The sequence below is a fragment of the Pseudomonas fluorescens group sp. PF-69 genome (assembly GCF_054481235.1).
The window spans coordinates 2657584-2680776 of sequence record NZ_JBTMNC010000001.1; the positions used below are offsets into that span (position 1 = coordinate 2657584).

Annotated in this window: 26 protein-coding genes; 12 read left to right on the forward strand and 14 right to left on the reverse strand. The window is 60.4% G+C overall.

The genetic code is table 11. The annotated features are described in order from the left end of the window. Positions 1-145 precede the first annotated feature (145 nt). From hemA to ACX3YF_RS12320, 6 genes are all read left to right on the forward strand, one after another. Positions 146-1435 carry a glutamyl-tRNA reductase gene (gene hemA, locus ACX3YF_RS12295; protein WP_130208317.1) on the forward strand — a complete coding sequence of 430 codons (1290 nt, stop codon included), beginning with the start codon at positions 146-148 and terminating at the stop codon, positions 1433-1435. Then, positions 1432-2514 (forward strand): peptide chain release factor 1, encoded by a 1083-nt coding sequence (gene prfA, locus ACX3YF_RS12300; protein WP_047533169.1) that lies wholly within the window; start codon positions 1432-1434, stop codon positions 2512-2514. Before hemA ends, prfA begins: the two co-directional genes overlap by 4 nt. Beyond that, positions 2515-3345, forward strand: coding sequence for a peptide chain release factor N(5)-glutamine methyltransferase (gene prmC / locus ACX3YF_RS12305; RefSeq protein ID WP_130208315.1), 831 nt, complete (start codon positions 2515-2517; stop codon positions 3343-3345). Continuing rightward, on the forward strand, positions 3339-4094 hold the full coding sequence (locus tag ACX3YF_RS12310) for a molybdopterin-synthase adenylyltransferase MoeB (RefSeq protein ID WP_130208313.1): 756 nt from the start codon (positions 3339-3341) through the stop codon (positions 4092-4094). The genes prmC and ACX3YF_RS12310 overlap by 7 nt, the downstream gene beginning before the upstream one ends. Continuing rightward, complete coding sequence (gene murI, locus ACX3YF_RS12315; RefSeq protein ID WP_130208311.1) at positions 4087-4878, forward strand: glutamate racemase; 792 nt, start codon at positions 4087-4089, stop codon at positions 4876-4878. The genes ACX3YF_RS12310 and murI overlap by 8 nt, the downstream gene beginning before the upstream one ends. Before the next feature lie 119 nt (positions 4879-4997). Next, positions 4998-5516, forward strand: a complete 519-nt coding sequence (locus tag ACX3YF_RS12320) for an acyloxyacyl hydrolase (protein ID WP_130208309.1) — start codon at positions 4998-5000, stop codon at positions 5514-5516. A gap of 70 nt (positions 5517-5586) precedes the next feature. On the opposite strand, the gene ACX3YF_RS12325 is transcribed toward ACX3YF_RS12320, so the two are convergent. From ACX3YF_RS12325 to ACX3YF_RS12375, 11 genes are all read right to left on the reverse strand, one after another. Beyond that, positions 5587-5892, reverse strand: coding sequence for a YkgJ family cysteine cluster protein (locus ACX3YF_RS12325; protein WP_007981864.1), 306 nt, complete (start codon positions 5890-5892; stop codon positions 5587-5589). Positions 5893-5953: 61 nt separating this feature from the next. Beyond that, a complete protein-coding gene (locus tag ACX3YF_RS12330) occupies positions 5954-7225 on the reverse strand; it encodes an SAM-dependent methyltransferase (RefSeq protein ID WP_130208307.1) in 1272 nt (423 codons plus the stop codon). Further along, positions 7212-8027: a DUF1365 domain-containing protein gene (locus tag ACX3YF_RS12335; protein ID WP_130208305.1), complete on the reverse strand. Its 816-nt coding sequence runs from the start codon at positions 8025-8027 to the stop codon at positions 7212-7214. The genes ACX3YF_RS12330 and ACX3YF_RS12335 overlap by 14 nt, the downstream gene beginning before the upstream one ends. Beyond that, the gene (locus ACX3YF_RS12340) at positions 8024-9271 is read right to left on the reverse strand and encodes an NAD(P)/FAD-dependent oxidoreductase (RefSeq protein WP_448647427.1); all 1248 of its coding nucleotides are present in this window, start codon (positions 9269-9271) and stop codon (positions 8024-8026) included. The genes ACX3YF_RS12335 and ACX3YF_RS12340 overlap by 4 nt, the downstream gene beginning before the upstream one ends. Next, positions 9268-10050, reverse strand: a complete 783-nt coding sequence (locus ACX3YF_RS12345; RefSeq protein WP_130208301.1) for an SDR family NAD(P)-dependent oxidoreductase — start codon at positions 10048-10050, stop codon at positions 9268-9270. The genes ACX3YF_RS12340 and ACX3YF_RS12345 overlap by 4 nt, the downstream gene beginning before the upstream one ends. Beyond that, entirely contained in the window at positions 10047-10469 is a 423-nt protein-coding gene (locus ACX3YF_RS12350) for a nuclear transport factor 2 family protein (protein WP_130208299.1), read from the reverse strand. The genes ACX3YF_RS12345 and ACX3YF_RS12350 overlap by 4 nt, the downstream gene beginning before the upstream one ends. After that, entirely contained in the window at positions 10462-11907 is a 1446-nt protein-coding gene (gene phrB / locus ACX3YF_RS12355) for a deoxyribodipyrimidine photo-lyase (RefSeq protein WP_130208297.1), read from the reverse strand. The genes ACX3YF_RS12350 and phrB overlap by 8 nt, the downstream gene beginning before the upstream one ends. A 13-nt stretch (positions 11908-11920) precedes the next feature. Beyond that, positions 11921-12862, reverse strand: coding sequence for a MerR family transcriptional regulator (locus ACX3YF_RS12360; protein WP_130208295.1), 942 nt, complete (start codon positions 12860-12862; stop codon positions 11921-11923). Continuing rightward, the gene (locus ACX3YF_RS12365) at positions 12862-13821 is read right to left on the reverse strand and encodes a YbgA family protein (protein WP_130208293.1); all 960 of its coding nucleotides are present in this window, start codon (positions 13819-13821) and stop codon (positions 12862-12864) included. The genes ACX3YF_RS12360 and ACX3YF_RS12365 overlap by 1 nt, the downstream gene beginning before the upstream one ends. A gap of 115 nt (positions 13822-13936) precedes the next feature. Next, a complete protein-coding gene (locus ACX3YF_RS12370; RefSeq protein ID WP_130208291.1) occupies positions 13937-14152 on the reverse strand; it encodes a TIGR02450 family Trp-rich protein in 216 nt (71 codons plus the stop codon). Further along, a complete protein-coding gene (locus ACX3YF_RS12375) occupies positions 14149-15135 on the reverse strand; it encodes an NAD(P)/FAD-dependent oxidoreductase (RefSeq protein WP_196585282.1) in 987 nt (328 codons plus the stop codon). Before ACX3YF_RS12375 ends, ACX3YF_RS12370 begins: the two co-directional genes overlap by 4 nt. 198 nt (positions 15136-15333) lie before the next feature. Here ACX3YF_RS12375 and ACX3YF_RS12380 point away from each other — a divergent pair, with 198 nt between their 5' ends. Together ACX3YF_RS12380 and hemH are read left to right on the forward strand one after the other, a co-directional pair. Next, on the forward strand, positions 15334-16236 hold the full coding sequence (locus tag ACX3YF_RS12380; RefSeq protein WP_130208287.1) for a TIGR01777 family oxidoreductase: 903 nt from the start codon (positions 15334-15336) through the stop codon (positions 16234-16236). A 13-nt stretch (positions 16237-16249) separates the two neighbouring features. Then, entirely contained in the window at positions 16250-17275 is a 1026-nt protein-coding gene (gene hemH / locus ACX3YF_RS12385; RefSeq protein ID WP_130208285.1) for a ferrochelatase, read from the forward strand. Between the two features lie 51 nt (positions 17276-17326). Here the strand turns inward: hemH and ACX3YF_RS12390 are convergent, their stop codons facing one another. Next, on the reverse strand, positions 17327-18601 hold the full coding sequence (locus tag ACX3YF_RS12390; RefSeq protein ID WP_130208283.1) for a uracil-xanthine permease family protein: 1275 nt from the start codon (positions 18599-18601) through the stop codon (positions 17327-17329). Positions 18602-18603: 2 nt separating this feature from the next. Beyond that, positions 18604-19242 (reverse strand): uracil phosphoribosyltransferase, encoded by a 639-nt coding sequence (gene upp / locus ACX3YF_RS12395; protein ID WP_096509110.1) that lies wholly within the window; start codon positions 19240-19242, stop codon positions 18604-18606. A 165-nt stretch (positions 19243-19407) separates the two neighbouring features. On the opposite strand from upp, the gene ACX3YF_RS12400 reads away from it, so the two are divergent. The 4 genes from ACX3YF_RS12400 (at position 19408) to ACX3YF_RS12415 (ending at position 21363) form a co-directional block, all read left to right on the forward strand. Then, complete coding sequence (locus ACX3YF_RS12400; RefSeq protein ID WP_047533108.1) at positions 19408-19965, forward strand: hypoxanthine-guanine phosphoribosyltransferase; 558 nt, start codon at positions 19408-19410, stop codon at positions 19963-19965. Between the two features lie 4 nt (positions 19966-19969). Beyond that, entirely contained in the window at positions 19970-20443 is a 474-nt protein-coding gene (locus tag ACX3YF_RS12405; RefSeq protein WP_130208281.1) for a WbuC family cupin fold metalloprotein, read from the forward strand. 83 nt (positions 20444-20526) lie between these two features. Continuing rightward, positions 20527-21012 (forward strand): hypothetical protein, encoded by a 486-nt coding sequence (locus tag ACX3YF_RS12410; RefSeq protein WP_130208279.1) that lies wholly within the window; start codon positions 20527-20529, stop codon positions 21010-21012. Between the two features lie 63 nt (positions 21013-21075). Beyond that, positions 21076-21363 carry a PA4642 family protein gene (locus ACX3YF_RS12415; RefSeq protein ID WP_090465008.1) on the forward strand — a complete coding sequence of 96 codons (288 nt, stop codon included), beginning with the start codon at positions 21076-21078 and terminating at the stop codon, positions 21361-21363. Positions 21364-21466: 103 nt separating this feature from the next. On the opposite strand, the gene mqo is transcribed toward ACX3YF_RS12415, so the two are convergent. After that, positions 21467-22975 carry a malate dehydrogenase (quinone) gene (gene mqo, locus ACX3YF_RS12420; RefSeq protein WP_103405131.1) on the reverse strand — a complete coding sequence of 503 codons (1509 nt, stop codon included), beginning with the start codon at positions 22973-22975 and terminating at the stop codon, positions 21467-21469. Positions 22976-23193: the final 218 nt, after the last annotated feature.

Here is a 23193-nt window from a genome sequence, read left to right on the forward strand (position 1 = left end):
TGGCATTTTCGCGTGTGAGCGACCGTAATCGAGAACTATTCGCGGTTGTGGTGGACGCCTGCCATGGCGATAGATATCGAATAGTTGTTCTGATTCCGTCGAAGTAGGACAATTGCCGGCTTCACGTCACCATCAGCGACTTTGAATGGCCTTCCTTGCACTCGGTATTAACCATAAGACTGCTTCAGTAGACGTCCGCGAGCGCGTGGCCTTTACCCCTGAGCAGCTGGTGGAGGCCTTGCAGCAGCTCTGCCGACTCACCGACAGCCGCGAAGCTGCGATCCTCTCCACCTGCAATCGCAGTGAGCTCTATATAGAACAGGATCACCTGTCGGCGGATATCGTCCTGCGCTGGCTGGCCGAATACCATCATTTGAGCCTCGACGAACTGCGCGCGAGCGCCTATGTGCACGAAGATGATGCGGCAGTTCGTCACATGATGCGGGTGGCCTCGGGGCTCGATTCGCTGGTGTTGGGCGAACCGCAGATTCTTGGCCAGATGAAATCGGCCTACGCCGTGGCTCGGGAGGCCGGCACCATCGGCCCGTTGCTCGGACGCCTGTTCCAGGCCACGTTCAATGCCGCCAAGCAGGTGCGCACCGACACCGCCATTGGTGAAAACCCGGTGTCCGTGGCGTTCGCCGCAGTCAGCCTGGCGAAACAGATTTTCAGCGACTTGCAACGCAGTCAGGCCTTGCTGATTGGCGCCGGCGAGACCATCACCCTGGTCGCCCGCCATCTGCATGACCTCGGCGTAAAGCGAATCGTGGTCGCCAATCGCACGCTGGAGCGGGCGAGCCTGCTGGCCGAGCAGTTCGGTGCCCATGCGGTGCTGCTGTCGGACATTCCTGCGGAACTGGTGCGCAGCGACATCGTCATCAGTTCCACCGCCAGCCAATTGCCGATCCTCGGCAAGGGCGCCGTGGAAAGCGCACTGAAACTGCGCAAGCACAAACCCATTTTCATGGTGGATATTGCCGTTCCGCGGGATATCGAGCCAGAAGTCGGCGAGCTGGACGACGTTTACCTGTATAGCGTCGACGATCTCCATGAGGTGGTCGCCGAGAACCTCAAGAGCCGGCAAGGCGCTGCGCAAGCGGCTGAAGAGATGGTGTCGGTCGGTGCCGAAGATTTCATGGTCCGCCTGCGCGAATTGGCGGCGGTGGACGTGCTCAAGGCCTATCGTCAACAAAGCGAACGCTTGCGCGACGAAGAATTGCAAAAGGCCCAGCGCCTGCTGGCCAACGGCGCCAGTGCCGAAGATGTGCTGCTGCAACTGGCCCGTGGCCTGACCAACAAACTCATGCACGCACCGAGCGTGCAGTTGAAAAAGCTCTCTGCCGAAGGTCGCCTCGATGCGCTGGCGATGGCCCAGGAACTCTTTGCCCTCGGTGAGGGCTCATCGGAAAGCTTTTCGGATAAGAAACCGCAATGAAAGCGTCACTGCTCAATAAGCTGGACATCCTCCAGGACCGTTTCGAGGAATTGACCGCCTTGCTTGGCGATGGCGAGGTCATTTCCGATCAGAACAAATTCCGCACCTATTCCAAGGAATACGCGGAAGTCGAGCCGATCGTCGAGACCTATAAACAGTTGCTCAAAGTGCAGGGCGACCTGGAAGGCGCCCAGGCATTGCTCAAGGACAGCGACCCGGACATGCGCGAGATGGCCGTGGAAGAAGTCCGCGAAGCCAAGGAGCGCCTGGTCGAACTGGAAGCCAGCCTGCAACGCATGCTGCTGCCCAAGGACCCGAATGACGGGCGTAACGTGTTTCTGGAAATCCGCGCGGGTACGGGCGGTGACGAGGCGGCGATTTTCTCCGGCGACCTGTTCCGCATGTATTCGCGTTACGCCGAGCGTCGCGGCTGGCGGGTGGAAATCCTCTCCGAGAACGAGGGTGAGCACGGCGGCTATAAAGAAGTCATTGCCCGCGTGGAAGGCGACAACGTCTACGGCAAGCTGAAATTCGAGTCCGGTGCGCACCGCGTGCAGCGGGTTCCGGCCACCGAATCCCAAGGGCGCATCCATACCTCGGCCTGCACAGTGGCGGTATTGCCCGAGCCGGATGAGCAGGAAGCGATCGAGATCAACCCGGCGGACCTGCGGATCGACACCTATCGTTCCTCCGGTGCCGGCGGTCAGCACGTCAACAAGACCGACTCGGCGATCCGCATCACCCACTTGCCGTCGGGCATCGTGGTCGAGTGCCAGGAAGAACGTTCCCAGCACAAGAACCGTGCGCGGGCGATGTCCTGGCTGTCGGCCAAACTCAACGATCAGCAGACCAGTGCCGCCGCCAATGCCATTGCCAGCGAACGTAAATTGCTGGTGGGCTCGGGTGATCGCTCCGAACGCATCCGCACCTACAACTTCGCCCAGGGCCGGGTCACCGACCACCGGGTCAACCTGACGCTGTATTCCCTCGACGAAATCCTCGCCGGCGGCGTCGATGCGGTGATCGAGCCGTTGCTGGCCGAATATCAGGCCGATCAACTGGCGGCGATAGGTGAGTAAATGACGATCATCGCCAGTTTGTTACGCGCCGCCGATCTGCCCGACTCGCCCACGGCGCGTCTGGATGCCGAATTGTTGCTGGCGGCGGCGTTGGGCAAGTCCCGCAGTTTTCTGCACACCTGGCCGGAACGTATCGTTCCGAGCGAAGCGGCGCTGACGTTCGCCGAATACCTGCAGCGCCGCCGCAGCGGTGAGCCGGTGGCCTACATTCTGGGTCAGCAGGGTTTCTGGAAGCTCGACCTGGAAGTGGCGCCGCACACGCTGATCCCGCGTCCGGACACCGAGTTGTTGGTGGAGGCCGCGCTCGAACTGTTGCCGGCCACACCGTGCAAAGTCCTCGACCTTGGCACCGGCAGCGGTGCCATCGCCCTGGCCCTGGCCAGTGAGCGTCCGGCGTGGAAGGTCACCGCCGTCGATCGTGTGCTTGAAGCGGTGGCCCTGGCCGAACGCAATCGTCAGCGTCTGAACCTGAACAACGCCACAGTGTTGAGCAGTCATTGGTTCAGCGCTCTGGAAGGTCAGCGTTTTCAGTTGATCATCAGCAATCCGCCCTACATCGCGGCAGCCGATCCGCACCTGGTGGAAGGCGATGTGCGCTTCGAGCCGGCCAGTGCCCTGGTGGCCGGTGTCGACGGGCTCGACGATCTGCGCTTGATCGTCGCCCAGGCGCCGGAGCATCTGGAGGCCGGTGGCTGGCTGATGCTTGAACACGGTTACGACCAGGCCGAGGCGGTGCGTGATCTGCTGCTGACCCGTGGCTTTGAAGACGTCCACAGCCGCACCGATCTGGGCGGTCATCAACGCATCAGTCTGGGGCGCCTGCCATGCTGAATGATCAGGAATTGCTGCGCTACAGCCGGCAAATTCTGTTGCACCACATCGATATCGACGGCCAGTTGCGCTTGAAAGAAAGCCGCGTGCTGATTGTCGGCCTCGGTGGGCTGGGTGCGCCGGTGGCGTTGTATCTGGCCGCGGCGGGTGTCGGCGAGTTGCATCTGGCGGACTTCGATACAGTCGACCTGACCAACCTGCAACGCCAGATCATTCATGACACCGACAGTGTTGGCATGAGCAAGGTCGATTCGGCGATCAAGCGCCTGACGGCAATCAATCCCGAGGTTCAACTGATCGCCCACCGCACGGCGCTGGATGAAGATTCCCTGGCGGCTGCCGTGGCAGGTGTGGACCTGGTCCTCGACTGTTCGGACAATTTCTCCACCCGTGAAGCGGTCAATGCCGCTTGCGTGGCCGCCGCAAAACCGCTGGTCAGTGGCGCGGCGATTCGCCTTGAAGGGCAGTTGTCGGTGTTCGACCCGCGTCGTGCGGAGAGTCCGTGCTACCACTGCTTATACGGACACGGCAGCGAGGCGGAATTGACCTGCAGCGAGGCCGGGGTGGTCGGTCCGCTGGTGGGCCTGGTCGGCAGCCTGCAAGCCCTTGAAGCGCTGAAGCTGCTGGCAGGTTTCGGCGAGCCACTGGTGGGACGCCTGTTGTTGATCGATGCCTTGGGCTCACGCTTTCGTGAATTGCGAGTCAAGCGGGACCCGGGTTGCAGCGTTTGTGGGCCAAAGCATGCGTGAAGCGCCGATTGGCGTGTTCGACTCCGGCGTCGGTGGGCTGTCGGTGCTGGCCGAGATCCAGCGTTTGTTGCCCAACGAGTCACTGCTGTACGTCGCCGATTGCGGCAATATTCCCTACGGCGAGAAAACCCCGGAATTCATCCGGCAGCGTTGCAGCGTCATGGCCGGTTTCTTTCAACGGCAGGGCGCCAAGGCCCTGGTACTGGCCTGCAACACTGCCACCGTCGCGGGCGTTGCCGACCTGCGACGCGATTATCCGCAATGGCCTATCGTCGGCATGGAGCCGGCGGTCAAGCCGGCGGCTGCCGCGACCCGCAGTGGCGTGGTCGGCGTGCTGGCCACGACCGGTACATTGCAGAGTGCCAAGTTCGCGGCATTGCTCGATCGTTTCGCCACGGATGTGCGCGTGATCACCCAGCCTTGCCCCGGGCTGGTGGAGCTGATTGAAAAGGGTGATCTGCACAGTCCCGCACTGCGTCAGTTGTTGGCCGGTTACGTCGAGCCCCTGCTTGCCGAAGGTGCCGACACCATCATCCTGGGCTGCACCCATTACCCTTTCCTCAAGCCGATGCTCAAGCAGATGATCCCCGATGACATCAGCTTGATCGACACCGGCGCCGCTGTTGCGCGCCAACTTCAGCGTCTGCTGGCCGAGCGCAATTTGCTCGCTCAAGGCCCTGCTCGTGAGGCGCAATTCTGGACCAGTGCCGATCCCCTGCACTTCGCAAATATTTTGCCGATACTGTGGAATACCGTTGGCGTTGTGCAAAGCTTCAACGAGTAAGAAGGTTGTGGGGCAAGCGAATAATTGGGGTGAACTTCTGATAAATCGCCGACTTCTATAGCTGTGAGTGTCGAGCAACAAAAAAACCAAACGTAATCGTTCGGAAAAGGAAGTTTCTAATGAAGCGACTATTCTGCTTGGCCGCGATTGCGGCCGCACTGATGGGGCACAGTTTCACCGCACAAGCGGCAGGTGTGGAATTCGGGATCGGCCAGACCAGCGACTCGACCATGACTTATCGATTGGGGATGCAGTTCGATTGGGACAAGAGTTGGTGGCAGAGCGATGTTGGCCGCCTGACAGGTTACTGGAGCGGCGCCTACACCTATTGGGAAGGCAACAAGAGTGCCAGCAACAATAGTCTTTCGTTCTCGCCAGTGTTCGTTTACGAGTTTGCCGGCCAGAGCGTCAAACCTTACGTGGAACTGGGGGTAGGCGTGGCGTTTTTCACCAATACCCAGGTCGAAGACAATCACTTGGGCAGTGTCTTCCAGTTCGAAGATCGCTTCGGTTTCGGTCTGCGTTTTGCCGGCGGACATGAAGTTGGAGTTCGGGCTACGCACTATTCCAATGCGGGCATGACCACCCCTAACGACGGCGCAGAGAGTTACGCGTTGCACTATACGATGCCATTGTAACGATCACGGCCTGGACAATTTGCGGTGGCCCCCTTTGGGAGCCAGCTAGCTCCCACAGGGGGTGGCACATTCAGCGATACGCCGTGGAAATGCCCTGGCGCTCATCGATGCATTCCGGCGCGCCCATCTCGAATTCCCGGCAAATCAGCGGGCGCTTTTCGTAGATGGTGCACATCATCGTGTTGCGATCCAGCGCGGCGCACCAGCCGTCGTCCAGGCGCAGCATGACTTCCCCACCCCAGTCATCGGTATCGATAAACCGCTCGGGCACGCCTGTGTCGGTGATCAGCATGACTTCGAGCTGGCAACAGCAGGCTGCGCAGGTCGAGCACGTGACGGCCGGTTCGGCGATTTGCGTGTGAGGTATGGTTTTCATGGCGCGCAGTGTAAGGCAGTCACCCGCTGCTGTGTGAACACTCAGACGGGACGCTCAGTCATCAAGCGTCGAAGCGACCCAACAGCGGCGCCGTGATTGCCGAAGGCTTGGCCAGCAGCAGTTGCGCGGTGCCGATGGTGCGCTCCATAAAGCCGCCTTCGCAGTAGCACAGGTAAAACTCCCACAGTCGCAGGAAATAGTCGTCGTAACCCAGCTCACTCAAGCGACCCTGGGCGCGGCGAAAATTCTCACGCCACAAGCGCAGGGTCCGGGCGTAGTGCAGTCCGAAGTCCTCCATGTGCAGCAGGTTCATGTCGGTGTCGCGACTCACGATCTCCAGCATCTTCTGCACACAGGGCAAGGCGCCGCCGGGGAAGATGTAGCGTTGAATGAAATCGACGCTGTTCTTGGCCTGTTCATAGCGCTGCTCGCGGATGGTGATGGCTTGCAACAGCATCAGACCGTTGCTCTTGAGCAGGTGAGCGCACTGCTTGAAGTAGGTCGGCAGGAAGCGATGGCCGACGGCCTCGATCATCTCGATCGACACCAGTTTGTCGTATTGGCCGGTGAGGTCGCGGTAGTCCTTGAGCAGCAACGTGACCTGGTCTTGCAGTCCGAGGGCATCGATGCGTTGTGCGGTGAAGGCATATTGCTCTTTGGACAGTGTGGTGGTGGTGACTTTGCAGCCGTAATGTTGGGCCGCGTACAGCGCCATGCTGCCCCAGCCGGTGCCGATCTCCAGCAAGTGATCCGTTGGCTTGAGGGCCAGCTTCTGGCAAATCCGCTGCAGTTTGTTCAACTGCGCCTGTTCAAGGCTGTCCTCATCGGTCAAAAACTGCGCCGCCGAATACATCATCGTCGGGTCGAGAAACTGCTCAAACAGGTCATTACCCAGGTCGTAGTGGGCGGCGATGTTTTTCTGCGAGCCCTTGCGGGTATTGCGATTGAGCCAGTGCAGGGCCTGGATCAGTGGCCGACCGAGTTTCGCCAGGCCGCCTTCGAGGCCATCGAGTACTTCAAGGTTACTGACGAACACCCGGACCACCGAGGTCAGGTCCGGCGAACTCCAGTAGCCCTGGATGAACGCTTCGCCCGCGCCAATCGAACCGTTGCTCGCCACCAGTCCCCAGGCTGCGGCATCGAGGATATGGATCTCCCCCAGCAATTCATGGCTGGCACTGCCGAACACATGGCGTACGCCGTCTTCGATCAGCACCAGTTGTCCGTGTTTGAGTTGCGTCAATTGCCGAAGCACGCCGCGACGCAGCAGCGATCCGGTCAGGCCCTGGGTGTTGAACAAGTTGGCTTTGGCCGAGACGCTAGAGGCTTTCATGGTGGCGATCCTTGGGCAGGGTGGTGGCGATCTGAACGTGGCCGTCGGCCGTCTGGTGGGTAAACAACGGCACGCGCTTGAGCAACAGGCGCAGGGCTTGCCAATAGATGGCCAGGGCCGTTTTCGCGGTCATCCATGGAAAGCGCCGCAAGTAACGGTGCAGGCTGGCGCGATCGAGGGGTTCGCGTTCGAGCGTGAGCGTGGCGTCGAACAGTTTTTCTTCGCCCTGCCAGTCGGCCAAGTGCACGCCAATTCGTTTGGCCACCGGGCTGAAGCTCATGCGGTACTGGATATCGCGCGGCAGGAATGGCGACACGTGAAAAGCCTTGGGCACGGCAAAGTGTTGATGGAAATCCGACAGGTCCTGCGGTGCCCTGGCAGGCAACACGTAGTGATAACGCTCGCGCCACGGCGTGTTGCTGACTTCGCAGACGATTGCCGCCAGTTGCCCATCGGCTTCATGGCAATAGAAAAAACTCACCGGATTGAACGACAAGCCCCAACTGCGCGGTTGGGTTAGCAGGCAGATCGAGCCTTGCGGCACATGGCCGATGGCTTCGCTGACCAGTTGGCGCACGGCGTCGATCAGGCGCATGCCGTTGCCGGTGTACGCCTTGAGGTAATCGCGTTCACGAAATGAAAACGGCGCAAAGCGGCTGGCCCCCGCCAGTCGTGACAGGCCGAGCACCGCGTCCTGTTCATCGAGGTCCAGGTACAGCAGGCCGATCCGATAGCGGAAGGCGTGGTGCCGGGGGGCAAAGCGCCGATGGGCGATCCAGCCGCTGTAAAGGGCGCTGTTCACAGGGTTTCTCCAAAGGCGCGGGCCACATGCAGGGCGCTGACCACGCCGTCTTCATGGAAACCGTTGGCCCAGTACGCGCCGCAGTACCAGGTGTGCTGCTGCCCGTCCAGTTCTCCCCGGCGCGACTGGGCCGCCACCGCCGCCAGGCTGTATTGCGGGTGGGCGTAGGTGTATTTGGCGAGCACTTTGAACGGGTTGATGGCGGCGCTCTGGTTGAGGCTGACGCAGAACGTCGTGTCGCTCTGGATGCCTTGCAGGATGTTCATGTCGTAGGTGACGGCGGCACGTGTATGGCCAGCGCCGCCGAGACGAAAGTTCCAGCTGGCCCAGGCGAGTTTTCGCTGTGGAAGCAGGCGCGTGTCGGTGTGCAACACCACCTCATTGTCGGCGTAGGGCAGAGCGCCGAGGATCGATTGTTCGGCTTCGCTGGGCGCTGCCAACAGTTGCAGGGCCTGATCGCTGTGGCAGGCGAACACCACCTTGTCAAAGCGCTCGCTCCCGGCGTGACTGTGGATAACGACACCCTCTGCATCGCGTTCGACCCGTGTCACTGGGCAGTTGAGGCGGATTTTCTCGCGGAAGCTGGCGGTCAACGGCGCGATGTAAGCGCTTGAACCGCCTTCGATGACCTGCCATTGCGGGCGATTGCTCACGGACAACAAGCCGTGATTCTTGAAAAACCTGACGAACGAGTGCAGCGGGAAGGCCAGCATGTCAGCCATGGGCATCGACCAGATCGCCGAGCCCATCGGCACGATGTAGTGCAGGATGAAACGCTCGCCGTAGCCGCCGGCTTTCAAGTAGTCGTCCAGCGTGGTGTCGGGCTTGATCCGCTGTTCTTCCAGGTCACGCAGGGCTTGTTTGTTGAAGCGCAGGATATCCCGCAGCATGCCCCAGAACCCCGGCGATAGCAGGTTGCGGCGCTGGGCGAACAGGCTGTTGAGGTTGTTGCCGTTGTATTCCAGGCCGCTGTCGGGGTCGGTGACCGAGAAGCTCATTTCGGTGGGCTTGAAGCCCACGCCGATCTGGCCCAGCAGACGAATGAAATTCGGATAGGTCCAGTCATTGAACACGATGAAACCGGTGTCCACGGCATAGCGGTGACCATCGACGGTCACGTCCACCGTGTGGGTGTGGCCGCCGATCCAGTCGCTGGCCTCGAACAGGGTGATCTCGTGACGGCGATTGAGTAGATACGCACAGGTCAGCCCCGAGATACCGCTGCCGATAATGGCAATGTTCACGGCTCGTCCTTGATCGGTGGATTGCTGCGAACCATGCGTTTGCCGATCGCCAACTTCATCCGGCCGGGCAACTTCGACAAGGGCCAGAGGACGGCCATGAACAACCCTGGAAACGCGATTTCCAGCGGTCGATCCTTGAGTTTGGCGAAGATGTGCCGCGCGGCTTTATCCGCCGGCCAGCTGAGGGGCATGGGGAAATCGTTTTTTGCGGTCAGGGGGGTGTCGACGAATCCGGGGCTGACCACGGTGACTTCGATGCCTTCCGGTGCCAGATCGATACGCAGCGATTCGAACAAATAACGCATCCCGGCCTTTGAGGCGCCGTAGGCTTCGGCCCTGGGCAACGGCAGGTAGGTCACGGAACTGGCCACGCCCACCAGGTGCGGTGCAGTGCCTGCCCGCAACAGTGGCAGCGCGGCTTCGATGCAATAGCTGCTGGCAAGCAGGTTGGTGCGCACCACATGTTCGATGATCGAGGCATCGAACTGCCGGGCATCCACGTACTCGCAGGTGCCGGCGTTGAGGATCACCGTATCCAGCGAGCCCCAGTCCTCGGCAATCTGTTCGCCGATTTCACGCACGGTCTGGCTGTTGGTCAGGTCTCCTGCCACCACCAGCACTTGTCCTGGATAACGTTGGGACAAGACTTTCAACGGGGCCATCGAGCGTGAGCTGACCGCCAGGTGGGCGCCGGTCTTGAGGATTTCTTCGGCCAACGCGGCGCCAATACCGCTGCTGGCGCCGGTCAGCCAGTATCTTCGTGGAGGTGTAATGCTCATCCCATTCTCCTTTTCAGCCAGGCTATCGCCCGGCCCAATACCGGTAGATGTTCATAAAGCAGTGCCCCGGCATCGAAGTAATCCCGGTGGCAATAAACCTTGTCGCGCCAGCGCAGGTGCGAACAACCGTCGACCCGGATCAGCCGGCCACCCGCCAGGCGCGGATGGCGATAACTCATGATCCAGCGCAAATAGCCTTCGCCTTCAGCGATCTGGTCGAAACCATGAAAGTCGAAGCGCAGCTCGCTGACGTTGGCGTAAAGCTCGGCGAAGTAGCCGCGCAGTTGCCCGAGACCCTGCACTTCGTGCAGCGGATCGGTGAAGCGAACGTCGTCGGTGTACAACTCGCCGAGGCGTTGCAGATTGTCTTTATCCAATTGCGCAAACCGCTGGGCGAACTGGCGCAGGAAGCTACTCATCGTGACCTCCGGCGTTCTGGCGCGACGGCAGGTTCTTGAATGCCGCCAGGGCGCGAGCACGGGACGCGTTCAGGTCGACGATCGGGGGCGGATAATCCGCCACGCCGAACAAAGCGCCGAGTTTCGCCGGGTTGTGCACTTCCTTTTTGTTCAGCCCGGCCAGTTCCGGCAACCAGTGCTTGATGAACACGCCTTCGGCGTCGAATTTTTCCGACTGGCTCAGCGGGTTGAAAATCCGGAAGTAGGGTGCCGAGTCAGTGCCGGTCGATGAGCTCCATTGCCAGCCGCCGTTGTTGGCGGCCAGGTCACCATCGATCAGGTGACGCATGAAAAAACGTTCGCCCTCGCGCCAGTCGATCAACAGGTTCTTGGTCAGGAACATCGCCACCACCATGCGCAAGCGGTTGTGCATCCAGCCGGTTTCCAGCAATTGGCGCATGGCCGCGTCGATGATTGGCACGCCGGTACGCGCTTCTTGCCAGGCCGCCAGTTCTTCTGGGGCGTCGCGCCAGGCCAGGGCTTCGGTTTCCGGGCGGAAGGCGCGATGACGGGAGACCCGTGGGTAGCCCACCAGAATATGTTTATAAAACTCGCGCCACAGCAGCTCATTGATCCAGGTGACAGCGCCGACCTTGCCGCTTTCGAATTCGCCCTGATTGCTTTGCAGTGCCGCGTGCAGGCACTGGCGAGGCGAAATCACCCCGGCGGCGAGGTACGCCGAGAGTTGGCTGGTGCCGGGTTTTGCCGGGAAATCACGCTCGCTCTGGTAGTAGTCGATCTGGGCGTCGGCGAAGGTGTCGAGGCGGCGGCGGGCTTCGACTTCGCCGGCCGGCCAGAGTGCGCGCAGGCGTTCGCCGGGTGTATCGAAACCCTGGATCTGTGCAGGGATCGCGTCGCTGATGATGTTCAGCGGCGCTTGGGCCATTGGCGCGCTGACCAGGCGGGGCAATGATCGATGCAGGCGTTCGTAGCACACCTTGCGGAATTGGCTGAAGACCTGGAAGTAGCTCCCGGTCTTGGTCAGCACGCTACCGGGCTTGAACAGCAGTTGATCCAGGTAACTGCGGGCGTCGATGCCTTGGGCCTTGAGCCGATCGGCGACTGCGGCATCGCGGCGGGTTTCATGCAGGCCGTACTCTTCGTTGAAGTGCACGGCGTCGACGTTCAACTGCCGGCACAGGTCCAGTAGCACCTGGGGTGCATCGTCCCAGCGCGGGGCGTTGCGGATCAGCAGTGGAATGTTCAGTTCGCCCAACGCCTGGCTCAACGTCTTCAGGTTACGTAACCAGAAGTCGACTTTGCACGGCGCGTCATCGTGTTCCAGCCATTGCTCCGGGCTCGGCAGATACACCGCCACGCAGGGGCCAACCGCAGCGGCGGCCGAGAGGGCGGTGTTGTCGTTCACGCGCAAGTCACTGCGCAGCCAGATCAATTGCATGGGAGTGCCCGCATTAAATAAGCCCGCGCTGAACCAGTACTTGATGAGCTGCCAAAGGATCTTCGGCCACGTACAGATCAGCGATCTCTGATGTTTTTACGGACAACTCGGCGTGATGGATGCATACCGTTGGTCCGGCAATCATTTTTGGGCAACTGACGCCATTGAACAGTTTCGGCAGCTGCGAAGGGTTGATGGCTTTGCTGGAGTACAGCAGGACGCCACGGGGTTGCAGATGATCAACCGCCAGCGCCAGTTCGCCGGCGGGTAGGGGCCAGTCGAACACTTCCACCGGGCAATCGGCACTGCTGATCAGCCACGCGGTCAGCCACAGGTGAGGTTCGAGGGGCAGGTCCGAGTGGTTGATCAACAGCAACGGCGCGGTGTGTAGCTGACGATTGTTATGGTAGATGCGCGCGCCGAATTTGCTGCGCAGCCAGGAATAAATAAATACCCGCTCCATTTGCGCGCCGAACTGGCCTTGCCAGCGTTGTTCCAGATCGGTGAGCAATGGCATCAGCAGTTGTTCGCACAAGGTCCGCGGTGGATACAGGGCCATGACCTGGTTGACGGTGTCGTCCAGAGTGCGCTCGGACAAAGTCGCAACGGCTTGCAACAAGGTCTGGCGAAGACGCTGCCAATCGTTCTCCGCGGACTCGCTGAAGTCTTGCGGGGTGTCGAGCAATTGCTTGACCTGGCTGACGGCTACGCCGCGATTGAGCCAGGTGAGGATGGTCAGGATGCGTTGCACATGTTCGGTCGAGAACAGTCGATGCCCCTTGGGCGTGCGTTGCGGCACGATCAGGCCATAGCGCCGCTCCCAGGCGCGCAAGGTGATGGCGTTGACCCCGGTTTGCCGGGCCACTTCGCGGATCGGCAGCCAGCCCTCGTCCAGGGCCTTCTTGAAATCGGCGCCGAGGTCTTCGCTGGCGCTACTGTCGAGAGGGACTTTCATCAGATGGCGTTTCGCAGGCTGAGGTTTTCCGGGTGCGGTTGCAGGTAAACCTGCTGCGCGATGTAGGGGTCCGGGTGCTGGCGAAAGTAGTGCTTGAGCAGCATCAGCGGCACCACCAATGGCACGATGCCGTGGCGGTACTGGCCAATGACGTGTTGCACTTCCTGTTTATCCTCGGCGCTGATTGCCTGTTTCAAGTAACCGCTGATGTGATGCAGAACGTTGGTGTGGGTGCGGCGGGTCGCGCATTTTTTCAGGGCCGCCATCAACTCGCTGAAATAGCGCGGGCCAAGCACCTTCGGGTCGGTGCGGCCCATGCTGCCCAACAGATTGCCCAGGGTTTTGTATTGCACCGGGTTGTGGGCCATCAGCAGGTATTTGTAGCGCGAGTGGAAGTCTGTGAGACCGCGTCGAGTCAGGCCTTCTTGCAGCAATTGCTGCCATTCGCTGTAGGCGAATACACGGGTGAGAAAGTTTTCGCGCAGCACCGGGTCGTTGAGTCGGCCGTCTTCTTCCACCGGCAAATCCGGATGCAAGGCGCAAAACGCCCGGGCATAGATGCCTTGGCCGCCACCGTCCTGCGGTGCGCCATTGGCGCGGTAGACCTTGACCCGCTCCAGTCCGCAGGACGGCGATTTCTGCATAAAGATGTAGCCACAGATATCGCTCAGCTCTGCTGCCATCGTCCGGCCGTAATCGGCCAGCGGCCGGGTGACATTGATCTCGCGGTTGATCGTGCCGACGGCTTCGGGTTGATCCGGATCACCCACCAGCCGGATCGGCTCCCGGGGAATGCCCAGGCCAATCGCGACTTCCGGGCAGACCGGCACGAAATCGAAGTAGTCGGTGAGGACGCGGCTGCACAGTCGCGATTCCTTGTGCCCGCCGTTGTAGCGCACTTCTGCGCCCATCAGGCAGGCGCTGATGGCGATTTTTGGTTTGGCAGGGGACGGGAGCATTGGAGCACCTCAAAATCAAAACCTATACAGACTTCGCGATCTGTACAACATAGGTTCATCATAGATTCAAAGGTGTACAAGTCAAACAATTTGCACAAGTTTTTCCGAGACGTGCCTACAGCCAGCCGAACTTCCACTGATCCTTATCGCGAAGGGCCTGCCACTTGAGCTGTTCGCTGCGTTTGGTCAACACCGCTTGCAACTCGACCTCCAGCACCTCCCCTTCGTCGTTGCGGATCAGTTCGGTCACCAGAAAGTGTTTCTCGCGGTTTTGCGGGTGGGCTGCTGTCCATTTCGACAGCAGCAACTTGCTTGGGTTGATGCGGTTCATTGCAGGTGTTCATGCAAGCGGCGGGCGGCTTCCTGACCGCTGAGCCAGGCGCCTTCCACGCGTCCGGACAGGCACCAGTCGCCACACGCATACAGACCCAGGTCGGCATCGGCCAGGGTGCCCCACTCATGGCTGCTCGCGGGACGGGCATAGAGCCAGCGGTGGGCGAGGCTGAAGCTCGGGGCGGGCATGGCACTGTGCAGCAGTTCGGCGAAGGCGCCGTGCAGTTGCTCGATCACGGCTTCTTTCGGCAGGTCGATGTGCTGGCGACTCCAGGCGCTGGTGGCATGCAACACCCAGGTATCGAGGGTGTTGTCGCGGCCCGGTTTACTGCGGTTGCGTGCCAGCCAGTCCAGCGGACTGTCCTGCACGAAACAGCCTTCCATGGGGGTGTCCAGCGGGGTTTCGAACGCCAGTGCGACCGCCCAGGTAGGGTCCATTTTCACCCCGGCGGCGGCACCGGCAAGCTTCGGCGCGGAGGCCAGCAACGCGGTTGCCTGAGGCGCCGGCGTGGCGATCACCACATGGCTGAAGGGGCCATGGGTGAAGCCTTCGGCGTCTTGCAGGTGCCAGTGTTCTTCGCCGCGATAGACCTCGGTGATGCGGCAGGCGAAATGCACTTCCAGGTCGCCGAGCAAAGCGCGGGTGATGGCGCTCATGCGCGGCGTACCGACCCAGCGGGTCTGTTCGTCCGGTGACAGGTTGAGCTGGCCGCCATGAAAGGTGTACAGCTGCGGCGCCCATTCGGCGACCCAGCCGTTGGCTTGCCAGCGCTGCACTTCGGTGACGAAGCGGCGATCGCGAGCCGTGAAATATTGCGCGCCCATGTCCAGGGCGCCCGCGTCGCTGCGCTTGCTCGACATGCGTCCGCCACTGCCGCGGCTTTTATCGAAAAGTTGAACGACATGCCCTGCATCTGTCAGGGCTTGTGCGGCGGATAACCCGGCAATGCCGGTGCCGATGATCGCGATAGGTACAGTCATAAGGGCCTCGTTTACCTTTCTGTACAGACTACGCCGGGGTTTAAACCTGTACAATATTGTTTTTTGGTATAACTTTTAGCGTTCTCGTTCTGACAGCTTGGCCTATTGTTAAACACAGAGCCTGCCCGATACCAAAAGATCCCTTGCTTATAAAAATAGACTAGTGATCAGGGTAAAACGCCACGTGAGGAAGATGTCATGCACATATTGCTGACCGGCGGTACTGGTTTGATAGGACGTCAGCTCTGCCGACACTGGTCGAGTCAGGGGCATCGCCTGACAGTCTGGAGCCGGACGCCTGAAAAAGTCGCGAAAATCTGTGGCGATCAAGTGCGTGGAATCGCGCGGCTCGAAGACCTGGGCGCGGCCCCTGTCGATGCCGTGGTGAACCTCGCCGGCGCACCGATCGCCGACCGTCCATGGACGCACAAACGCAAAGCCTTGTTGTGGAGCAGCCGTATCACCCTGACCGAAACCTTGCTGACCTGGCTTGAAGGCCGTGAGCACAAACCGCAGGTATTGATTTCCGGGTCGGCGGTCGGTTGGTACGGTGATGGTGGCGAGCGCGAGCTGACCGAGGAATCGCCACCGGTCAACGAAGATTTCGCCAGTCAGTTGTGCATCGCCTGGGAGGAAACCGCGCAGCGCGCCGAGGCCTTGGGTATTCGTGTGATCCTTATACGCACCGGGCTGGTGCTGTCGGCCGAAGGCGGCTTTTTGTCGCGGCTGTTGTTGCCATTCAAATCAGGGTTGGGCGGCCCGATTGGCAATGGTCGCCAGTGGATGCCATGGATCCATATCAACGATCAAATCGCCCTGATTGATTTTCTTCTGCATCGCAATGAAGCCAGCGGTCCATATAATGCCTGCGCACCGAAGCCGGTGCGCAATCGCGAATTTGCCAAAACGTTGGGCAGCGTGCTCCATCGCCCGGCGTTCATGCCGTTGCCGGCCTTTGTACTGAAGATCGGCCTGGGCGAGTTGTCATTGTTACTGCTGGGCGGTCAGCGAGCCACGCCGGTTCGTTTGCTGCAGGCGGGTTTCACTTTCCAGTTCACTGATTTGCGCGCGGCCCTGGACGATCTGTCCAGCCGCCTCTGAAATAGGACGTTGCATGACGGATCACGCGTTGCTTCTGGTCAACCTGGGCTCACCAGCCTCCACCTCGGTGGCGGATGTACGCAGCTACCTCAATCAGTTTTTGATGGATCCGTATGTGATCGACCTGCCATGGCCGGTTCGGCGCTTGTTGGTGTCGTTGATCCTGATCAAGCGCCCCGAGCAATCGGCCCATGCCTATGCCTCGATCTGGTGGGAGGAGGGCTCGCCACTGGTGGTGCTCAGCCGTCGCCTGCAGCAGGCCGTGACGGCCCACTGGAAGCATGGCCCGGTGGAGCTGGCGATGCGTTATGGCGAGCCGTCCATCGAGTCGTCGCTGCTGCGTCTGGTGGCCGCGGGAATCAAGCGAATCACCCTGGCGCCGCTTTATCCACAGTTCGCCGACAGCACCACCACCACTGTGATCGAAGAGGCCAAGCGGGTGGTGCGCGAAAAGAAACTCGACGTGCAACTGTCGGTGCTCCAGCCGTTTTACGATCAGCCGGAATACCTCGATGCCCTGGTGGCCAGCGCCAAACCTTATCTGCAACAGGACTACGATCACCTGTTGTTGAGCTTTCACGGGTTGCCTGAGCGCCACCTGACCAAGCTCGATCCGACCGGCCAGCATTGCTTCAAGAATGACGAATGCTGCAGGAATGCTTCGCCGGCCTCCCTGGCGACCTGTTACCGCGCCCAATGCCTGCGTAGCGCGGCCGAGTTTGCCAGGCGCATGGGCTTGCCGGACGGCAAGTGGTCGGTGTCATTTCAATCGCGACTGGGCCGCGCGAAATGGATTGAACCCTACACCGAAGCGCGCCTCGACGAACTGGCCAAGAGTGGCGTGAAAAAGGTACTGGTGATGTGCCCGGCGTTCGTCGCCGACTGCATCGAGACACTGGAGGAGATCGGTGATCGCGGACGGGAGCAATTCCGCGAAGCGGGCGGCGAGGAGTTGGTGCTGGTGCCGTGCCTCAACGATGACCCGCAGTGGGCGCGAGCGTTGAGTGCGTTGTGCGAGCGAGCGCCGTTGGCGCTGTAGGCATACAACCTGTGGTGAGGGAGCAAGCTCCCTCACCACAGGGATCATCTGTTACACCAGCGGCTCATCCGCCTTCTTGTGCTTCCAGCTGTCATTGCCCGGCAGAATCAGGTTCAGCGCAATCGCCACCACCGCGCACAGCGCGATGCCTTTGAGGCCGAAGTCATCGGGGCCGGTTCCGGTGCCGACCAGTACGCCGCCAATCCCGAACACCAGGGTCACCGACACGATCACCAGGTTGCGTGCTTCGCCCAGGTCGATCTTGTGGCGAATCAGCGTGTTCATGCCCACGGCCGCGATCGAGCCGAACAACAGGCAGAGAATCCCGCCCATTACCGGCACCGGAATGCTTTGCAGCAGTGCACCAAACTTGCCGATGAATGCCAGGCTGATGGCGAAGATTGCTGCCCAGGTCATGATTTTCGGGTTGTAGTTCTTGGTCAGCATCACCGCGCCGGTCACTTCGGCGTAGGTGGTGTTCGGTGGACCGCCGAACAGGCCGGCAGCGGTGGTGGCAATGCCATCGCCGAGCAGGGTGCGGTGCAGGCCGGGTTTTTTCAGGTAATCGCGACCGGTCACGCTACCCACGGCAATCACACCGCCAATGTGCTCGATGGCCGGGGCCAGGGCCACCGGAACGATGAACAGGATCGCCTGCCAGTTGAATTCCGGCGCAGTGAAGTGGGGGAGGGCGAACCACGGCGCAGCAGCAATTTTCGCGGTATCGACTACGCCGAAGTAGAACGACATGCCAAAACCCACCAGCACGCCCGAGATGATCGGCACCAGGCGGAAAATGCCTTTGCCGAACACCGCGACGATCAGGGTGGTCAGCAACGCTGGCATCGAGATCATCATTGCCGTCTGGTAATGAATCAGTTCAGTGCCGTCGCCGGCCTTGCCCATCGCCATGTTGGCGGCAATCGGCGCCATGGCCAGGCCAATGGAGATGATCACCGGGCCGATGACCACGGGCGGCAGCAAGCGGTCGATGAAGCCGGTGCCTTTGATCTTCACGGCCAGGCCGAGGAAGGTGTAGACGAAACCGGCCGCCATCACGCCGCCCATGGTCGCGGCCAGGCCGAACTGGCCTTTGGCGAGGATGATCGGGGTGATGAAGGCAAAGCTCGAGGCCAGGAACACCGGCACCTGACGCCCGGTGACGATCTGGAACAGAATCGTCCCCAGGCCGGCGGTAAACAGCGCCACGTTCGGGTCCAGGCCGGTGATCAGCGGCATCAGCACCAAAGCGCCGAAGGCCACGAACAGCATCTGTGCGCCGGACAGCACCGTGCGCCAGAGCGGATCGTTGAACTCATCCTGCATGGTCACGCGTCCTTCTGCTTGGTGCCGAAGATCTTGTCACCGGCATCGCCCAGGCCCGGGATGATGTAACCGTGTTCGTTCAATTTCTGATCGATGGAAGCGGTATAGATAGTCACGTCCGGGTGAGCTTTCTCGACCACGGCGATGCCTTCCGGCGCGGCCACCAGCACCATGGCGCGGATGTCCTTGCAGCCCGCTTTTTTCAGCAGATCGATGGTGGCGACCATCGAACCGCCGGTGGCGAGCATCGGGTCGATGATCATCGCGAGCCGTTCGTCGATTTCAGGGACGAGTTTTTCCAGATAGGTGTGGGCTTCGAGGGTTTCCTCGTTGCGGGCCACGCCCACGGCGCTGACTTTGGCGCCCGGGATCAGGCTCAGCACGCCTTCGAGCATGCCGATGCCGGCGCGCAGGATCGGTACTACAGTGATTTTCTTGCCGGCGATTTTCTCGACCGACACAGTGCCGCACCAACCTTCGATATCGTAGGTTTCCAGCGGCAGGTCTTTGGTGGCTTCATAGGTCAGCAGGGCGCCGACTTCCTGAGCGAGTTCACGGAAATTCTTGGTGCTGATGTCTGCGCGGCGCATCAGGCCAAGTTTATGACGGATCAGCGGATGGCGGATCTCGAGGATGGGCATGGGAAAGGCTCCGGCGGCGGGCAAAAAAACCGGCCTAGATTAATCTATCCGAGGGTGTTGTCCTATAGACATTCAGTACGTTAGTCCACAAACGCTTGATCTGGCCTCGCTTGATGCGTACCTTTGCCCGCTTTTCCCAAATCCGTCACCCCCCTGGAGAGCACCATGTCCGCTGATCTCGAGCATATCCGTCAAATCATGCGAGAGGCTGACTGCCTGTACACCGAAGCTGAAGTCGAGGCGGCCATCGCTCGCGTCGGTGCGCACATCAACGAACAACTGGCGGACAGCAATCCGGTGGTGTTCTGTGTGATGAACGGCGGGCTGATTTTCGCCGGCAAACTGCTGACCCATCTGCATTTCCCGCTGGAAGCCTCCTACCTGCACGCCACCCGCTATCGCAACGAAACCAGCGGCGGCGAGCTGTTCTGGAAGGCCAAGCCGGAAGTGTCGTTCATCGACCGCGATGTGCTGATCATCGATGACATCCTCGACGAAGGTCACACCCTGGGCGCGATCATCGACTTCTGCAAACACGCCGGCGCGCGCAAAGTGCACACCGCCGTGCTGATCGACAAGGACCATGACCGCAAGGCGCGTCCGGATCTCAAGGCCGATTTCGTGGGGCTGCCCTGCATCGACCGTTACATTTTCGGCTACGGCATGGATTACAAAGGCTACTGGCGCAACGCCAACGGGATTTTTGCCGTCAAAGGTATGTAAGACCATGACCAACGCGAGCTTTCTTGATCAAACGCTGTTCGCTGAACTGGCCGAGAAAGCCGCGGCTAATCCTCGCGGACGCCAACATCACAATTTCCACCAGATGGAAGAGGCTTGTCACCGCATGGCGGTGGGTTTGCAGCCTGCCACCTATATCCCGCCTCACCGGCACCTGGGGGAAAACAAGGCTGAAACCTTGCTGGTGCTCAAGGGGAAGCTGGGCTTGTTGATCTTCGACGAATCCGGTGCAGTGCTGAGCAGGTCGGTCCTGCAGGCCGGTGGTGATTGCGTTGGCGTGGACCTGCCCGCTGGCGTGTTCCATGGTCTGGTGGTGCTGGAGGCCGACAGCCTGATGTTCGAATGCAAGGCCGGTCCTTACCGTCCGGTGGGTGAAGGCGAGCAGGCCCACTGGGCACCGCGTGAAGGTGAACCGGGTGTCGCGGAGTATCACGCCTGGATGCGCGCGCAGTTCGACTGAACCATGACCTGCAGGAGATGTGTTCACCCATCCAGTCCTGTTAGCTCATGCTAGAGTGCTCAGCCCCGATTCCGGAGCCTGTCATGAGCCGTTCGATCCGCTGCTGCGCCGCCCTGTTGCTGACCCTCAGCCTTCCCCTGGCCGCCGCCCCGGCGCCGATGCATGCGCAGTTCCTGCCACCGGATGACCTGACCCTGCGCGATACCGCGCCTGAGCAGCAGCAACTGATGCAGGTCACCGACTATTCAGTGGTGGTCGGTGCGCAACGCCAGTCCAACCAGCAACCGATTCCGGTCACCTCGCCGCTGTCGATCCGCCTCAAGGGCAAAGCCTTGAACAAGGGCGCCACGATCAATCAGGTGCTGGTCAATTTCGACGGCGAAAGCAAAAGCCTGAAAAAACCGGTCTACGACGACAAGAGCAAGACCCTGACGCTCTATTACCCCTTGGCTCAGTACCGGGTGGTGATGGACTTGCTACGCAATGACACGGTGTATTGCCAGTTCCTCAGTTACGCCAACGGTCATATCTGGGCCGATCTTCACACTGGCAGTGTTCGTCCGCGTTGAGTGCCGGGCCCGCGCAGGGGTAAACTGCCCGCCCCGTGAAATGTCTGCGAGCTGGAGTCGGCAATGCGTAAAGATAAGAAACAAGTGATTGGTGACGAGATCGGCGATGAGCAGATCAAGTTGTTCCTCGATTTCGAACCGGTCGACGCCACTTCGCCTTCGTTGCACAAACTGGTCAAGGCTTATCGTGGCCTGCGTATCGATGATTTCGAGCGTTTTCTGACGTTCTTCGTCGAGGCCGGCCTGGACCTGAACGGCAAGGACGAGCACGGCAATGATTTTGTCGCCCTGATCAAGGATCAGCGCAACGCAGCGGATTACATCGAGCTGATCGAGAAAGCGCGCGGCTGACTTGTGGCGAGGGAGCAAGCTCCCTCGCCACAACGATAGGCTGACCGCCCATAAAAAAACGCCCCGCTCTCAATGAGAACGGGGCGTTTTTTGTGTGGCTCGATCAAGCGTAGCTTTCGGTTTCGCTGCTTGCTTCAACCAGTTCCAGCGCGACGTTGTTCTGCGCGTTGATCTTGCGATACAGCGCAGCGTCGGTTTCCAGGACTTTCTCACGGGCCGGGAAGATTTCTGCCAGTTTGGCAGCCCATTCGCCCTTGGCTTTGCCCGGGAAGCATTTTTCGATCAACTCGATCATGATCGAAACGGTCACCGAGGCACCCGGCGAAGCGCCGAGCAGCGCGGCCAGGGAACCGTCCTTGGCGGCGACCAGTTCGGTGCCGAATTGCAGGACGCCACCTTTCTTCGGGTCTTTCTTGATGATCTGCACCCGTTGGCCAGCCACCTCCAGGCGCCAGTCTTCGGCTTTCGCCTCCGGGTAGAAGCGGCGCAGGGATTCCAGGCGCTGTTCCATCGATTGCATCACTTCGCTGACCAGGTACTTGGTCAGGTCCATGTTGTTTTTCGCCACGGCGAGCATCGGGCCGATGTTGCCGGCGCGAACCGACATCGGCAGGTCCATGAAGGAACCGTGCTTGAGGAACTTGGTGGTGAAACCGGCATAAGGTCCGAACAGCAGGGACTTCTTGCCATCGACGACACGGGTGTCCAGGTGCGGTACGGACATCGGTGGCGAACCCACGGCGGCCTGGCTGTAGACCTTGGCCTGGTGATGCTTGACCACTTCCGGGTTGTCGCAACGCAGCCATTGGCCACTGATCGGGAAGCCGCCGAAGCCCTTGCTCTCTTCGATGCCCGAAGCTTGCAGCAGTGGCAACGCCGCGCCGCCGGCACCGAGGAAAACGAATTTGGCATCGACATCACGGGAACTGCCGCTGTTGACGTCCTTGATGCTGACGGTCCAGCCGCCGTTGTTGCGCTTCAGGCCGGTCACACGCTTGCAGTACTTGACCTGGGCATCGGGTGCGCTGGTCAGGTGCTTGAGCAACTGGTTGGTCAGGGCACCGAAGTTGACGTCGGTGCCATTGATCACGCGGGTGGCGGCGAGGGTTTCGCCAGGGTCGCGGCCAGGCATCATCAATGGCATCCACTCTGCCATTTTAGCTTTGTCTTCGGTGTACTCCATGCTGGCGAAGGCGTGGTGCTTGCTCAGCACCTTGAAGCGTTCCTTGAGGAAGGACACGCCACTTTCACCCTGCACGAAACTCAGGTGTGGAACCGGGCTGATGAATGATTTGCATGAGCCGAACGTGCCTTTCTTGGTCAGGTACGACCAGAATTGCTTCGACACCTCGAACTGGGTGTTGATGTGCACGGCCTTCTTGATGTCGACGGTGCCATCGGCAGCCTGCGGCGTGTAGTTCAACTCGCACAGGCCAGCGTGACCGGTACCGGCGTTGTTCCAGGGGTTGGAACTCTCCGCAGCACCGGAATCCATCAGCTCGACGACTTCCAGCTTGATCGCGGGGTCGAGCTCTTTGAGCAGTACCGCGAGGGTGGCACTCATGATGCCGGCCCCAACCAGTACTACGTCGACTGCTTCGTTATGCGCCATTTAACGCGTCTCCAAAATCTGCAGCACCAAATTGACGGCATGGCTGCCAGGCGTTCCGGGGCGTGTCAGTGATGCCCCAGGTACTCATGGCCAGGATCGCCATGTCCGAATCTTCGCAATTTTTCGCAACTTCGACGGACGCTACCTGCCGGGCCTATGAGCCATATGAACTCATTTCAGCGCGCGGGAGGCAATTCGACTTATGGTCGATACATCCG

Coding starts and splice junctions, on each gene's coding strand:
- hemA (WP_130208317.1), top strand. CDS start 146: ATGGCCTTCCTTGCACTCGGTATTAACCATAAGACTGCTTCAGTAGAC.
- prfA (WP_047533169.1), top strand. CDS start 1,432: ATGAAAGCGTCACTGCTCAATAAGCTGGACATCCTCCAGGACCGTTTC.
- prmC (WP_130208315.1), top strand. CDS start 2,515: ATGACGATCATCGCCAGTTTGTTACGCGCCGCCGATCTGCCCGACTCG.
- ACX3YF_RS12310 (WP_130208313.1), top strand. CDS start 3,339: ATGCTGAATGATCAGGAATTGCTGCGCTACAGCCGGCAAATTCTGTTG.
- murI (WP_130208311.1), top strand. CDS start 4,087: ATGCGTGAAGCGCCGATTGGCGTGTTCGACTCCGGCGTCGGTGGGCTG.
- ACX3YF_RS12320 (WP_130208309.1), top strand. CDS start 4,998: ATGAAGCGACTATTCTGCTTGGCCGCGATTGCGGCCGCACTGATGGGG.
- ACX3YF_RS12325 (WP_007981864.1), bottom strand. CDS start 5,892: ATGAAAACCATACCTCACACGCAAATCGCCGAACCGGCCGTCACGTGC.
- ACX3YF_RS12330 (WP_130208307.1), bottom strand. CDS start 7,225: ATGAAAGCCTCTAGCGTCTCGGCCAAAGCCAACTTGTTCAACACCCAG.
- ACX3YF_RS12345 (WP_130208301.1), bottom strand. CDS start 10,050: ATGAGCATTACACCTCCACGAAGATACTGGCTGACCGGCGCCAGCAGC.
- ACX3YF_RS12350 (WP_130208299.1), bottom strand. CDS start 10,469: ATGAGTAGCTTCCTGCGCCAGTTCGCCCAGCGGTTTGCGCAATTGGAT.
- phrB (WP_130208297.1), bottom strand. CDS start 11,907: ATGCAATTGATCTGGCTGCGCAGTGACTTGCGCGTGAACGACAACACC.
- ACX3YF_RS12360 (WP_130208295.1), bottom strand. CDS start 12,862: ATGAAAGTCCCTCTCGACAGTAGCGCCAGCGAAGACCTCGGCGCCGAT.
- ACX3YF_RS12365 (WP_130208293.1), bottom strand. CDS start 13,821: ATGCTCCCGTCCCCTGCCAAACCAAAAATCGCCATCAGCGCCTGCCTG.
- ACX3YF_RS12370 (WP_130208291.1), bottom strand. CDS start 14,152: ATGAACCGCATCAACCCAAGCAAGTTGCTGCTGTCGAAATGGACAGCA.
- ACX3YF_RS12375 (WP_196585282.1), bottom strand. CDS start 15,135: ATGACTGTACCTATCGCGATCATCGGCACCGGCATTGCCGGGTTATCC.
- ACX3YF_RS12380 (WP_130208287.1), top strand. CDS start 15,334: ATGCACATATTGCTGACCGGCGGTACTGGTTTGATAGGACGTCAGCTC.
- hemH (WP_130208285.1), top strand. CDS start 16,250: ATGACGGATCACGCGTTGCTTCTGGTCAACCTGGGCTCACCAGCCTCC.
- ACX3YF_RS12390 (WP_130208283.1), bottom strand. CDS start 18,601: ATGCAGGATGAGTTCAACGATCCGCTCTGGCGCACGGTGCTGTCCGGC.
- upp (WP_096509110.1), bottom strand. CDS start 19,242: ATGCCCATCCTCGAGATCCGCCATCCGCTGATCCGTCATAAACTTGGC.
- ACX3YF_RS12400 (WP_047533108.1), top strand. CDS start 19,408: ATGTCCGCTGATCTCGAGCATATCCGTCAAATCATGCGAGAGGCTGAC.
- ACX3YF_RS12405 (WP_130208281.1), top strand. CDS start 19,970: ATGACCAACGCGAGCTTTCTTGATCAAACGCTGTTCGCTGAACTGGCC.
- ACX3YF_RS12410 (WP_130208279.1), top strand. CDS start 20,527: ATGAGCCGTTCGATCCGCTGCTGCGCCGCCCTGTTGCTGACCCTCAGC.
- ACX3YF_RS12415 (WP_090465008.1), top strand. CDS start 21,076: ATGCGTAAAGATAAGAAACAAGTGATTGGTGACGAGATCGGCGATGAG.
- mqo (WP_103405131.1), bottom strand. CDS start 22,975: ATGGCGCATAACGAAGCAGTCGACGTAGTACTGGTTGGGGCCGGCATC.